This is a genomic window from Corynebacterium sp. (assembly GCF_043426755.1).
In the GTDB taxonomy this organism is placed as follows: domain Bacteria; phylum Actinomycetota; class Actinomycetes; order Mycobacteriales; family Mycobacteriaceae; genus Corynebacterium.
Window position 1 is genome coordinate 1 of sequence record NZ_JBHWRP010000015.1, and the last position, 13,267, is coordinate 13,267.

Below are 13,267 nucleotides of genomic sequence, written 5' to 3' on the forward strand. Positions count from 1 at the left end.
CCCTTTGGGTGTGTCGGTGGTTGATGGCGGCGGGGAAACGCCCGGTCCCTTTCCGAACCCGGTAGCTAAGCCCGCCCGCGCTGATGGTACTGCATCTGGGAGGATGTGGGAGAGTAGGTTACCGCCGACCTAAAAATTTGAATAGTGAATCTGGAGCGTAGTTGGGATGAGTTGAGTATGTGTACTCCTTATTCCTACTACGCTCCTTTTTCGTTTCTCTGCTCATAGTCCTACTAGAGTAGAGAGACCTGCCGATATCTCAACATTTGAGTACAGTTGCGCATAATGTTCCCGCAAACTAAATGGCACCGGTCTCAATTAAATAAATGCATAGCAGGGGTCTGCGCTGGGATAGCTGAATTATATGATACCTCCGCAAATACCGTCAGGATTATTTACGTAATCGCTACGCTCTGCGGAGTTCCCTTGGTTGCCGTCTACCTACTGCAATGGCTCATCTACCCAAAGCGATAAGTAGCAGCTAAAGATATGGAAACCCGGTCAAGTCCTAGGTAGTTGTGTATCTGGCTTTCGAATCTGTGGTTAGTGTTAGGCGGGTGATTATGGCCGGTTTCGGCAACGGTGATTCATGCTGATCATGCTGCGATTCCCTTGTCGTCGGCGGGCTGTTCGTCGATGACGTTGGCGGTGATGATCTGTTTGGTCTGGGTCAGACTGGTCAGCGACATATAGCGTTTCTGCTGGATCCAGTCATCATGTTGTTCCGCCAGTACCGCGCCGACCAAGCGGATAACAGCACCACGGTCTGGGAAGATCCCGACCACGTCAGTACGACGCCGAATCTCCCGGTTCAGCCGCTCAGTAGGGTTATTCGACCAAATCTTCGTCCACACTGCTTTCGGCGCAGAAGTGAACGCCAATAGTTCATCAAGTAATTCTTCCAGGTAGTCCTCCACATCAGCGAACTTCTGCTGGCAGAACTCTACAACCTCACGAGCCTGGGCCCACACACTGTCAGCATCGGGTTGCTGGAAAATCGTGTGAAACATCGCCGATAGTGTTGGCCACTTAGGTCTTGGGTACCTGCGATGATAAGTTTTTCGCGAAGTGTGTCCGGCACCGCTGCCAGCTTGCCTGCGGCAGGCAGTCACGATCGTCTGTTTGGATACCAAGGTGGGCATCAATAGCGACTAGGAACACCCTGGTCAGACCACGGACAATAAGGTCGCGGAAGAAACCGGTCCAGGACGCGGTGGATTCAGCCGTAGCAACCTGCATACCTAGTAGTTCCCGGTAGCCGTCCGCGTTGACACCGGTCGCCAGCAACACACTGGTTTTAACGACTCGTCCGCCTTCGCGGACTTTCATCGTCAGCGCGTCACACGAGATGTCGAAGTAGGGGCCCTAGTCTAAGGGGCGGGCACGAAACTGGTCGACCATGGTGTCGAGGTCTTTGGCCATCTCGCTGACATGTGACTTCGACAAGTTATTAATACCTAGAGTGGCTACCAGGTCGTTCATTCTGCGGGTGGAGACTGCCTTGAGGTAGCAGGTCGCAATAACTGTGGTCAGGGCGCGTTCTGTGCGGCTGCGCCGTTCCAGCAGCCAGTCTGGGAAGAAGGCCCCGGTGCGTAGTTGTGGAATGGCTACGTCAATGGTGCCGACTCGGGTGTCGAGTTGGCGGTGGCGATACCCATTGCGGGTATTCGTCCGGTCTGGTGAGGCTTGGGTCAGTAGCTCTTCGAGATAAGCAGTCGGGTCGATATGATGGTCGCCTTGTCGTGTATCGGCATAAGGCTTACCGCGGGATACGGATACGCCACACTAAAGGACGCAACTGGGCGAGGACGCTGCCTTCCGATCGTTGCCGGCCATGTTGTCGGACCTGAACTGTTGGAACAGGGCAGATTCACCTCTTGTGGGCATCAAAACGCCCCTGTTCCAACAGTTCAGATCCAACAGTGTACGAGCTTGAACTTCTTACGGGTCTAGATAGTGCTGCTGCCCGCCGTCCATTTGCTGTCTAGCTTTCGCCTACCCGGCCCTCCATAACAAAACGCCACGCCACGTGGTAGAAATGGCAACTGGAATAACTCTTCTGATGCCGTGGGCATTAAGCTAAGAGGGATTAACTTGACCCAGGGAGAAAACAAGTATGGCTAAACACAGTGCCGAAGGCAGCGACCCGCAACCGAAGCAAAACATTGCTGCCCGCGCCGTAGATTTGTTCAAACAATACGGCGACGGCGATACGGCCGTCGTAGCACTCGACCACGTGAACGTAGAGTTCGTCCGCAACGAATTCACCGCCATCATGGGCCCGTCAGGCTCCGGTAAATCGACATTGATGCACACAATGGCCGGGCTGGACTCGTCGACAACCGGGTCCGCCTTCATCGGCGATACTGACCTCTCCGCTCTGAACGACAAGGAGATGACTAACCTCCGACGCGACAGGCTGGGATTCATCTTCCAGTCATTCAACCTTGTTCCCACGCTGACGGCGGCTGAAAACATCACATTGCCTTCCGACATCGCCGGGGGCACTCTGGATCAGGCGTGGTTCGACGAGGTCACCGAGCGGCTCGGCCTGACGAATCGATTGACGCATCGTCCTGCGGAGCTTTCCGGCGGGCAGCAGCAGCGTGTCGCCTGCGCCCGTGCGCTTGTGTCGCGCCCTGAGATCATCTTCGGTGATGAGCCGACCGGTAACCTTGATTCGAATTCCGGCAAGGAAGTGCTGAATATTCTTCGCACAGCCGTCGACGCGGACAATCAGACAGTGGTCATCGTGACCCACGACGCCACCGCGGCAAGCTACGCGGACCGCGTCATCTTCCTAGCCGACGGGCAGATTGTCAACGAACTGCGTGATCCGACGGTGGAAACGATCTTGTCGACGATGACAGGAATCGAGAACTAAATGGCGTCCACTATGCGAAAGGTGTCGCTGCGTAATATTGCGGCACACAAACTCCGGCTGGCACTGACCGTGCTCGCTGTTGTACTGGGCACGGCGTTTATTTCCGGCTCATTCATGTTCACGAACTCGCTGTCGAACACCTTCGACTCTGTCGTCAGCAATGCCTATAGCGATGTTGACGTCGTCGTCGAAGGCGGGGACGAGCTACCGGGCGTTCCGCGCGAGACCGGGGATGCGATCGCGGAGGACCCGCAGGTTGATCGCGTCAATGCCACCGGCACTACAACTGTCGTTGCGGCGACCGCCGATAAGGAGACGATCCAAACCGGTGGTGGTTCGTCCCAGATCGGCATTTATTATCCCGAAAATGAGGTCGTTGGCCAGTCCGTAGAACTAACTGAGGGCTCGGAGCCTAGCGGCCCCTCCGATGTCGTTGTGAACGCTAAAGCCGCCGAGAAGTTCAACATCTCGGTGGGCCAGGAGCTGATCGTGGTCGATCCGGTCGAACGACACGACGTCACAGTCACCGGTCTGTTCGATTCCGAACTGGACCAAGGCTCCTCGTTGGATATGCGCATGACCGAAGACGCGTACCTGGAGCGTTACACAGACGGCGTGATGTACCCAAGTCTCTCGGTAGCAGCGGCGGAGGGGACCGCGCCAGAGGACTTGGTAACCCACCTCGATGAGACGTACCCAGAGCTCAACGTGGAGACAGGGCAGAAGCTTGCCGACGAAGTCTCTGAGGCCATTAACAATGCCTTGAGCTTCGTGAACTATTTCCTTATCGCCTTTGGCTTGGTGGGGTTGCTCGTCGGCACCTTCCTCATCGCCAATACCTTCTCCATGATCGTGGCGCAGCGCACCAAGGAGTTTGCATTGCTGCGCGCGCTCGGCGCGTCGAAGGGGCAGATTACGCGGTCGGTGACAGCCGAGGCGGTGATCGTCGGCGTTATCGGTTCGGCGCTTGGCGTCGTCGCTGGCGTTGGCCTTGTTGCTGTGATCAAGGCCGTATTGGGCGCCACGGGTACTCCGATGCCGAATTCTGGGCTGGGCCTGTCGGTGTCAGCAGTGGTGGTGCCGATTGTCGTCGGCACGCTGGTGACCGTCATCTCGGCGTGGGCTCCGGCTCGTCGCGCCGGCAAGGTGGAGCCGGTGGAAGCGATGCGTTCGAGCGAGGCCGCTACTCCGCAGCCGCTGTTGGTGCGCACGATCATCGGTCTGATCATGATCGGTGCCGGCCTTGTCACCGCTGGCTGGGCCGTGGCCTGGGAGGAGGGCACGACGGGCAACCGGGCCAGCCTCGTGGGCGTGGGCACGCTGTTGGTGATCGTCGGATTCTTCCTGGCGGGGCCGGCGTTGTCGCTGCCGCTGGTGCCGCCGTTTGGTAGGTTGATCGGTCTGCCATTTGGTGCCGTGGGCAAGCTGGCGTCCACGAACACGCGCCGTAACCCGCGGCGCACGTCTGCAACGGCGTTTGCGCTGATGCTTGGCATCGCGCTTGTCACTGCTATCGGCATGCTGGGCGCGACGATGAAGCAATCGATCTCCGACTTCGCAGAAAGCGAGGTCGACGCAGAGTTCGTGCTGGCTGGCCCACAGATGGGCGGGTTCCCAGTGCCCTCCGACGTGCCAGAAATCGTGCGCGATGTAGACGGTGTGAACGATGTCGCCTTCTACGCCCAAGCGCCAGTGATGGTGGACGGTAAGTACTCCCACCAGGCCGGGCCCCATGGTGTCACCGACGTCATGGGTGGCAATCCCGCAACCCTGGTTGAGCTCGACATGGCGGAAGGCTCCAGCGAACTGTCCGGTAACACCCTGATCGCCCCGCAGGCGCTTGCCGACGAGTTGGGCTGGAATGTGGGGGAGACGGTCGAACTGACGGCACCTGGCCTGTCGCCGGAGACGGTCGAGGTCGAAGTCGGCGGTACCTTCAATGAGTCGGCGATCTTCACCAGCTTCGTGGTGTCCTACGACGCTGTCTCCGAACTCGTGCCTGCGCAAGCGAACACCATCATGATGGTGGGGCTTAACGGCGATGGCACGGTGGAGCATGAAGATTTGCGCGCCAACTTGGAAGCCGCCGTCGAAGACCACATCGTGGTGCAGGTGCGCGATACCGAGGAGATGGCGGGCGAGGCGTCGATGGCGATCGACCAGATGCTCTCCATCCTGTACGGGCTACTGGCATTGGCGGTGATCATCGCGATCCTGGGTATCGTGAATACGTTGACGTTGTCCGTGATCGAGCGACGCCAGGAGATCGGCATGCTGCGTGCCGTCGGTACCCAGCGTGGGCAGATCAGGACGATGATCATCCTGGAATCCGTGCAGATCGCGGTGTTCGGCGCGGTAGCCGGCATGGTGGTGGGCTTAGCCCTGGGTTGGGCTTTCCTTACCGTGCTGGCGGACCAGGGCTTGGAGACCATCGCTATTCCGTGGGGTCTGCTGATCACGATGTTGATCGGTTCCGGCATAGTCGGTGTTCTTGCGGCGTTGTGGCCGGCCCAGCGTGCGGCGAAAACCCCGCCGCTGGATGCGATCGCCGACTAGAACGAGCCGTAGATCCGGCCGGCCCACACTGTTCCACGGTGCGCGGCGATAATGCCGATCACCACCGTGGCCAGGGTGTAGCTGATCAATACCCGCCACTGCCGGGCGCGCACCAGTTCACCAAGCTCACGGGCCAGCGTCGACCACGTCGATAAGGCCCCCGCAAAGCCCGTGCCCAGGGCCAGGGGCACCAGACCCGGCCCGGACACGGCAATACCAAGCACGACAGCCGCGACCATATTCGCGGCAAACGTGCCCACCCGCGCCGGCGGGATGAAACTTAGGCCCCAGCGCCCCAGCCCTCCGAGGAACCCGCCGACACCCACAGCGAGGACAGCATAGAAGACCTCCATTTAGGCCCGCCTCCTGCGCAACCAGTCGCCAACCAACCAGGAGCCCACGCAGCTAACAAGCGTTAAAACGACCAGTACGCCGGCCTGACTTGCCGACGAACTAGCCGCAGCCAGGGCAAACGCGGAAAAGGTAGTAAACCCACCTAAGAATCCGGTGCCCCAGAAGACTCCGGGGGCCAACAGCCCCATGAGGAAACAGCCGATGATATTGATGGCGAGGGTGGTGGGGATGTCGTCGTTAAGCATGCTTGAAACCCCGAAGCGGGCAAGCGCGCCGAGGGCCGCGCCTACGCCCACCAGTAGTCCCTCTTTGATCATTTACACGATCTTACTTCCAATTCATCTGCTGCTTAGCGACGAACTCCGCAACCTCTTCGGGCGAGCGCTTCAGATGCGGGTCGAACTTGAGGTACTCGCGGGTCTCGCGTGCCACGAGTCCCGACAGGATGAGCAGGCCGATCAGGTTCGGCAGCGCCATTAGGCCGTTGGCCAGGTCGGAGAACGTCCAGGCGATCTCAATCTGGGTGATCGCACCCATGAAGACCACGCAGGTGAAGAAGAGGCGGTAAGGCAGGGAGGCCCACTGGCCGAACAGCGAAACGATGGAGCGTTCGCCGTAGTAGGACCAGCCGATGATCGTGGAGAAGGCGAAGAAGATCAGGGAGACCGAGACGATCGTGCCGCCCCACTGGCCGCCCAGCACGGTGGAGAAGGCATCGGCGGTCATGGTGGCTGCGTTGTCGGCGCCCTGGTCCCACACGCCGGAGGTGACGATGACCAGGCCGGTGATGGAGACCACGATCATCGTGTCGATGAACGTCTGGGTCATCGACACCAAAGCCTGGCGCGTGGGGTGCGACGTCTTCGCAGCGGCTGCTGCGATAGCGGCGGAACCCATGCCGGACTCGTTGGAGAAGATACCGCGAGCCACGCCGAATCGCACAGCCATCATGATGCCGGCGCCAAGGAAGCCGCCGGTGGCTGCGGTGCCGGTGAAGGCATCGGTGAATACCGCGCCTAGGGCTGCAGGGATTTGATCAGCCATAAGGACGAGGGCGACGATGCCGCCGGTGACGTACACGAAGATCATCAGAGGCACGAAGGCGGAGGTGATCTTGCCGATGGCCTGAATGCCACCTAGCAGGACCGCGCCCACGGCGACGAACATGATGATGCCGGTGATCCATGGGTCCACGCCGAACGTGTCCTCCATGCCCGCGGCCACGGAATTGCCCTGGGTCAAGTTACCGATGCCGAAAGATGCGAAGATCGCGAAGACTGTAAAGAGGAAGGCGAGAATCTGCCCAACCGGGCCCGGGATGCCGCGTCGCAGGTATTCCTGCGGGCCGCCGGACTGGGCCCCCTTCGCGTCGGTCACGCGGAAGCGGACGCCAAGGTAGGCCTCGGTGTACTTCGATGCCATACCGACGGCGCCGGTGACCCAGATCCAAAAGAGGGCGCCTGGGCCGCCGAGCGCGATGGCGGTAGCCACGCCGACGATATTGCCGGTACCCACGGTGGCGGCAAGCGCGGTGGTGAGAGCTTGGTAGTTGGAGATATCGCCTTCGCCGTCTTCCTGCTGGTCGATCAGTGCGTGGCGCATTGATCTTCCCAGCGTGCGGAATTGGATACCGCTGAGGCGGAAGGTGAGGAATAGGCCAGTGCCCAGCAGAAGCGGGATGAGCAGCCACGGCCCCCAGACGAAGGAGGAGGCGGTGCTGAGGATGGAGTGGAGGTTGTCAAGCATGTAAAGAAACTATCGACGACAACTGTGGCGTGGAACACTTTTCCCTAAGGTGGCATTTAAATCACCCCGTTTCGGGGGAGAAAGGCCCGAAAGTGGGTGGGGAACGGGCCTAGTAGGTGAAAAAGGTCAACTTCGATAGATAAATGTGACGATTGCGACCAAAATGGGAGGAAAGGAGTTTTTCCTTTCGTTGCTTAAGTTGATTAAGGAGTATTGCCATGGCTCACGAACGTGCCGGACAAGTTGCCCGCCCCGAGGACCTAATCGATATTGCGGAGCTGGTCACCGCCTACTACACCCGCGATATTGACCCAGACAATCCTGATCAGCAAGTGGCGTTCGGCACCTCGGGTCACCGTGGTTCTTCGCTGGACAACGCCTTCAACCAGCAGCACATCTGGGCGACCACCCAGGCGATCGTCGATTATCGTCGCGACAACAACATCGGCGGTCCGGTGTATATCGGCCGCGACCCGCACGCACTCTCGGAGCCGGCGATGGTCTCCGCGCTGGAGGTACTTCTTGCCAACGATGTCGAGGTGCTTGTCGACGATCGGGGCCGCTACACCCCAACTCCTGCCGTCTCCCATGCGATTCTGGCGCACAATGCGAAGCTGGACGGCGGTGTGACGGGTACGGATCCGAAGCGTGCTGACGGCATCGTGATTACCCCGTCGCACAACCCACCGCGCGACGGTGGCTTCAAGTACAACCCGCCTTCAGGTGGCCCGGCAGATACGGACGCCACCGACTGGATCGCTGATCGCGCCAACGAGTACCTGCGCAAGGACCTCGAAGGTGTGAAGCGCACTTCGGCCACGGGCGTGCTGGATGATCGTGCTGTGAAGTTTGATTTCATGGGCAATTACGTCAATGACCTGCCAAACGTGCTGGACTTGGACGTGATACGTAGCTCCAACCTGTCGATTGGTGCTGACCCGATGGGTGGCGCTTCCGTGGACTACTGGGGCGCGATCGCTGAGACTCACAAGCTCAACCTCACCGTAGTGAACCCAGAGGTCGACGCCACCTGGCGTTTCATGACCTTGGATACTGACGGCAAGATCCGCATGGACTGCTCCAGCCCCAACGCGATGGCTTCCCTGATCGCCAACCGCGACAAGTACGACATCGCTACCGGTAATGACGCAGACGCGGACCGCCACGGCATCGTCACCCCCGACCACGGCCTGATGAATCCCAACCACTACCTTGCGGTGGCCATCGAGTACTTGTTCTCCAACCGCCCGAACTGGGGCGAGGGCACGGCTGTGGGCAAGACTCTGGTCTCCTCGTCGATGATCGACAACGTGGTGAAGTCCCTGGGCAAGAAGCTGGTGGAGGTGCCTGTCGGTTTCAAGTGGTTCGTCCCGGGCCTGATTGACGGTTCTGTCGGCTTCGGTGGTGAGGAGTCTGCAGGTGCGTCTTTCCTCCGCCACGATGGCACCGTCTGGTCTACTGACAAGGACGGCATTATCTTGGACCTGCTCGCCGCAGAAATCACCGCGAAGATGGGCAAGACCCCATCGCAGCGCTACGCTGAGCTCGCCGACGAGTTCGGCGCACCCGCTTATGCGCGTACCGACGCAGAGGCCAACCGCGAACAGAAGGCCAAGCTCAAGGCGCTCTCGCCTGAGGATGTCTCGGCGACGGAACTGGCGGGCGAGCCGATCGTCGATAAGCTCACGAATGCTCCTGGCAACGATGCCCCAATCGGCGGGCTGAAGGTAACCACGGAGTCCGCGTGGTTTGCCGCACGCCCTTCGGGCACCGAAGACAAGTACAAGATTTACGCCGAGAGCTTCAAGGGCGAAGACCACCTGGCCCAGGTGCAGAAAGAAGCGCAAGCACTGGTCAGCACTGTTTTAGGGGAGTAACACCTAGCTCGATTCCGCCCCTTGGCTGGGGCGGAATCCCCAGCAAATCCCTCAATTCGTGCGATTGCATCTCGAGTCACGACCTTACCTGGCTTGTCGGGCATTGGCTGAACGCGAACCCGAATCATCTTTTGCAAGAAGTCAATAACTTTCACCGGTAAATCGCAGACTACGACGGCCCGCAATTCGGCCTCTGCGCTTGATGTCGACACCCTCGATCACCACCGCGGGATTGTGCGCATTTGCTGCTCTTCACTTTTACCGTTGTCGACGCCGATGGATGGCCATCCCCCTAATGACTGACATCGCGTAATTGCTTGTCCCAGGCGTCGATGTGGGCTTGTCGTATGGTGTTGATCTTTGTGTCCTCGAGGTCGCAGCGGTTAGCCTCCCGGATTTCACGGTCAGGGTTCGTACCTAGCTTGGTGGCTTGCTAGATGTAGTCATCGGCGAGTGCACCGATGGAGATGTTGTGCAATTCTGGGTCGGTCCAGAGGCCGGGGCGTGCTTCACGTTTACGGTCGAAAGATTATTCTTTGGTGTCGCTCAAGCGGACAATTCAGGCGGTGTTGCTGTTTTGAGCGCCCGTTACGGATAGCCATGATTGACTTTTCTCCGTTCGGCTGGGTTATTGGTTGGATGTTGCGGCCCTCGCAGGTGTGGTTCGAGAGCACTGCCAGGGTTATCTTTTTGCGTCTACACCGACTCTTGTTTCACCACGGTTCCTGCGCCATCCTCGACGATCACCCACGACATCTGTTCAGTGAAGTCATTCGGGTGCATAGAAGCGGAGTTTGTGAGCAGCTTGGTGACGGATTCGGCCTTATCCTCTTCAGTCGCACGGTCGATCTGCATTGTGACGTACAAATTCTTGCCGTCCATGCGGACACCGGTGATGTATGAGGCGTTTCCGCCTGCGTTCATCCATGATTCGTCGGCGCTAAGGCCATATTGTTCGCGGACCCACGCTTCTGCTTCAGCATCGGTTGGGGAGCCCTCCTGTGCGGCAGTCTTTTGCGCTGCGGTGGTGCTGTCAGCGCTTTCCGTATCGGAGTTTCCGCAGGCGGAAAGAGTGAGGGTGAGCGCCGCGACTGCGACCAGTGCAATCTTCTTCATAGCCATTCCTTTGGGATTGGGGCGCGGGTAGAGCGCCACGAATTGACGAGGTGAGTAGTTTCGTCAAGTTATAAAGCTACCGCCCCAGGGTATGGTCTGTGGGGCATTTCGATGTTTCGGTCATCACTGGGGGGATAAGCGGATCCGGTACTTGACTTATAGACCGCTGCCCCTTCGCGCGCGGATCGTTAGCCAGAGACACTGGGGCCATGGCCCGCGCATAACACGATTTATGCCGAGAGCTTCAAGGGCGAAGACCACCTGGCCCAGGTGCAGAAGGAAGCGCAGGAGGTTGTCTCTGAGGTGCTGAAGAAGTAGTTCCTCGTCTGAAACCCTGGATATTCAAGCACGTGACGCGGCGAGTATCCAGGGTTTTCACAGTGCCTACGCTGGTCTACGTGGGTATAGTGCGTTAAAGTTCAAGTGTGACCGTGATAGAAACGCGCCAAGAGGCGCCTGCCCGTGATACACGCACGCTTGTGCTTGATGTCATCAGCGCGATTAGTCGATTCTGGTTGGCTGGTGTGTGGATACTCGGCGGTGTGACGAAAATTGGCAACCATATGGATGTCACTCAGTCCATCGTCGCCTATGAAATATTCACACCCTACTGGTCTGATCTGCTGGCGCGCATCATTGGCCCAGCAGAGCTGGCCGGTGGGTTGTTCCTGTTGCTGGGCCTGTGGCTGCGACCGTCGGGCAAGCTGTCTGCCGTGGTCTTGGTGCTTTTCATTATCGGTCTATCGCAGGCATGGGCGCGCGGCTTGGAAATTGACTGCGGATGTTTCTCTCCGGCCGGCGCTGAGCCCTCGACAGATTACTTGACGACGATTCTGCGTGACGTTCTATTTGTGGCAATGTCACTATGGACCGTCTACCGTCCGTTTCGGAAATGGGCAATTTATCCATAATGAAGAGTGGCGCAGTCGCGCCCGTACACGTGGATACCATGCCCAATCGCACACAATCTCAAAAATAAGGTGTAAGAGTGAGTACAAAGAAGGTTCAGAACCCAAACCAGAGTTCCAATACTGGTTTCATTTGGGCGATCATCGCAGTTGTTGTGATCGCTGCGATCGTCATCGGCTTCATCGTGTTTAACGGCCGCAGCCAAAAGGCGGCGGAAATGGCGGAAAACATGGTGCCAGTTGAAGGCGTTGAAATGGACTACAACAAGGATGACGGCACGATCGTGTTGTCCGCGGCTGAGGGCGGCGAGGAAGCCCCCCACGCTGAGCTGTTCGAGGATTTCTCCTGTAACTACTGTGCTCAGCTGGCGGAGAACACCGACCAGCAGATGTTGGACGAGATCCAGGCCGGCGACCTTGAGGTTGCCATCCGTAGCCTGAACTTCCTAGACCGCGGCGAGGAGGGTAACTCCACCAACGTTCTGGCAGCTGTGCTGGCTACCGTGAACTCGGGTGATGTGGAGCTGTACTGGAACTTCCGCAATACGATGATGGAGCAGCAGCAGCAGATCTACAACCAGTGGAGCAACGACCAGTTCGCCGACCTGGCAGAGTCCTACGGTGCCGACGGTGAGACTGTGGAGGCAATCCGCAACGCTGAGTACCTCGAAGAGGCGAAGTCGGTTGCTCAGTCCAACGCTGACTACCTCAACGAGCAGACCGGTAACGTTTCTTCGCCACGCGTGCTGGTTGATGGCCAGGACGCCGAGGGTGAAGACATCAATAACTGGGTCAGCGAGGTCGCACTCTAAGGCTGGCTTTCAGCGCTGATTCCGCACCTCTGGTACCCGCAGCCTGCGGGCACCGGAGGTGATTTTGTTCGTTCGGAAGGGCGGGGTATAGTGGCTTCATCACCTTCTAAGGGGCATTGGCGCAGTTGGTAGCGCACCACAATGGCATTGTGGGGGTCATGGGTTCAAATCCCATATGCTCCACCAGCACCCGGAGTGCGACGCAACACACAGCGCGCACCCCGGGTTTTTCGTTACTCTGGTGAAGTGATGAGGAACGATACTTTTACTAAGACAGGATCTGCCCCCGACTCAGCCGCTGCAGAAGCAGCTGGATTGCGCTGGTTGAGGGAAGGCTCGGATCGAGTCGTCGACGTGCTCGACGTGGATGAGGCCAACAACACGTTGACCATTCCCCGGATCCGACGCAGCCGACCCACCGTGGATGCGGCCCGCACAGCCGGAGCAGAGCTCGCTCGGATCCACGCCTGCGGAGCCGAGGCTTTCGGCGCACCACCAGCAGGTTGGGATGGCCCAAACTTCATCGGCCGCATCCAGCAGGAATGCACCCCGACACAGCGGTGGGCCGAGTTTTATACCCGCCAGCGCGTCCTTCCCCCGGCCGAGGCAGCGCACGCTGGGGGCACGCTTTCCGACGAGGGCCTCGACACTGTCCGGCGCGCCTGTGAGGCCATTGAGCGTGCCGACGAGGAGGTCGCGGTCTCACGCATCCACGGTGACTTGTGGAGCGGAAACCTGATGTTTGCAGCCGATGGGCCGTGGTTCATCGACCCGGCTGCACACGGTGGTCATGCTTTAACGGATCTCGCAATGTTGGCGCTGTTTGGCGCGCCATTTTTTGAGGAGATCATCGCCGGTTATGAGTCCGTGTCGCCTCTCGACGAGGGCTGGCGCGAGCAGATTCCGTTGCACCAGCTCCACCCGTTGGCGGTGCACACCCAGACCCACGGCCGTTCCTACGCCTTTGACTTAGTCCAAGCCGCAGAAGCAACCATGGATCTACTGGAGCGCTAG

Annotated in this window: 11 protein-coding genes, 1 tRNA gene, 1 rRNA gene and 1 pseudogene; 9 read left to right on the forward strand and 5 right to left on the reverse strand. The window is 59.0% G+C overall.

The window, feature by feature from the left end:
• The first annotated feature begins 12 nt into the window (after positions 1–12).
• Together rrf and ACHFGA_RS01485 are read left to right on the forward strand one after the other, a co-directional pair.
• A 5S ribosomal RNA gene (gene rrf / locus ACHFGA_RS01480) occupies positions 13–130 on the forward strand.
• 155 nt (positions 131–285) lie between these two features.
• The gene (locus tag ACHFGA_RS01485) at positions 286–474 is read left to right on the forward strand and encodes a PspC domain-containing protein (RefSeq protein WP_394280703.1); all 189 of its coding nucleotides are present in this window, start codon (positions 286–288) and stop codon (positions 472–474) included.
• A 122-nt stretch (positions 475–596) separates the two neighbouring features.
• On the opposite strand, the pseudogene ACHFGA_RS01490 reads toward ACHFGA_RS01485, so the two are convergent.
• Positions 597–1,725 (reverse strand): annotated as a pseudogene (locus ACHFGA_RS01490) (IS256 family transposase).
• A 391-nt stretch (positions 1,726–2,116) separates the two neighbouring features.
• Between ACHFGA_RS01490 and ACHFGA_RS01495 the strand changes: the two are divergent.
• Both ACHFGA_RS01495 and ACHFGA_RS01500 read left to right on the forward strand, forming a co-directional pair.
• On the forward strand, positions 2,117–2,884 hold the full coding sequence (locus ACHFGA_RS01495) for an ABC transporter ATP-binding protein (RefSeq protein ID WP_394280704.1): 768 nt from the start codon (positions 2,117–2,119) through the stop codon (positions 2,882–2,884).
• The gene (locus ACHFGA_RS01500) at positions 2,885–5,440 is read left to right on the forward strand and encodes an ABC transporter permease (protein WP_394280705.1); all 2,556 of its coding nucleotides are present in this window, start codon (positions 2,885–2,887) and stop codon (positions 5,438–5,440) included.
• On the opposite strand, the gene ACHFGA_RS01505 is transcribed toward ACHFGA_RS01500, so the two are convergent.
• Genes ACHFGA_RS01505 through ACHFGA_RS01515 form a run of 3 tightly spaced genes read right to left on the reverse strand, consistent with a single transcriptional unit; the run spans position 5,437 to position 7,540 of the window.
• Entirely contained in the window at positions 5,437–5,793 is a 357-nt protein-coding gene (locus ACHFGA_RS01505; RefSeq protein ID WP_394280706.1) for a CrcB family protein, read from the reverse strand. The genes ACHFGA_RS01500 and ACHFGA_RS01505 overlap by 4 nt on opposite strands.
• Positions 5,794–6,111, reverse strand: coding sequence for a fluoride efflux transporter family protein (locus tag ACHFGA_RS01510; protein ID WP_394280707.1), 318 nt, complete (start codon positions 6,109–6,111; stop codon positions 5,794–5,796). It lies immediately after the preceding gene.
• 10 nt (positions 6,112–6,121) lie between these two features.
• Complete coding sequence (locus ACHFGA_RS01515) at positions 6,122–7,540, reverse strand: alanine/glycine:cation symporter family protein (protein ID WP_394280708.1); 1,419 nt, start codon at positions 7,538–7,540, stop codon at positions 6,122–6,124.
• A 218-nt stretch (positions 7,541–7,758) separates the two neighbouring features.
• On the opposite strand from ACHFGA_RS01515, the gene pgm reads away from it, so the two are divergent.
• Positions 7,759–9,417: a phosphoglucomutase (alpha-D-glucose-1,6-bisphosphate-dependent) gene (pgm, locus tag ACHFGA_RS01520; RefSeq protein ID WP_394280709.1), complete on the forward strand. Its 1,659-nt coding sequence runs from the start codon at positions 7,759–7,761 to the stop codon at positions 9,415–9,417.
• 696 nt (positions 9,418–10,113) lie between these two features.
• Here the strand turns inward: pgm and ACHFGA_RS01525 are convergent.
• Positions 10,114–10,533, reverse strand: coding sequence for a hypothetical protein (locus ACHFGA_RS01525; protein WP_394280710.1), 420 nt, complete (start codon positions 10,531–10,533; stop codon positions 10,114–10,116).
• A gap of 425 nt (positions 10,534–10,958) precedes the next feature.
• Here ACHFGA_RS01525 and ACHFGA_RS01530 point away from each other — a divergent pair, with 425 nt between their 5' ends.
• The 4 genes from ACHFGA_RS01530 (at position 10,959) to ACHFGA_RS01545 (ending at position 13,267) form a co-directional block, all read left to right on the forward strand.
• Positions 10,959–11,444, forward strand: a complete 486-nt coding sequence (locus ACHFGA_RS01530; RefSeq protein ID WP_394280711.1) for a MauE/DoxX family redox-associated membrane protein — start codon at positions 10,959–10,961, stop codon at positions 11,442–11,444.
• Positions 11,445–11,521: 77 nt separating this feature from the next.
• Entirely contained in the window at positions 11,522–12,253 is a 732-nt protein-coding gene (locus ACHFGA_RS01535) for a DsbA family protein (RefSeq protein WP_394280712.1), read from the forward strand.
• A gap of 110 nt (positions 12,254–12,363) precedes the next feature.
• Positions 12,364–12,439 (forward strand) — tRNA-Ala (locus tag ACHFGA_RS01540).
• Positions 12,440–12,502: 63 nt separating this feature from the next.
• The gene (locus ACHFGA_RS01545) at positions 12,503–13,267 is read left to right on the forward strand and encodes a fructosamine kinase family protein (protein WP_394280713.1); all 765 of its coding nucleotides are present in this window, start codon (positions 12,503–12,505) and stop codon (positions 13,265–13,267) included.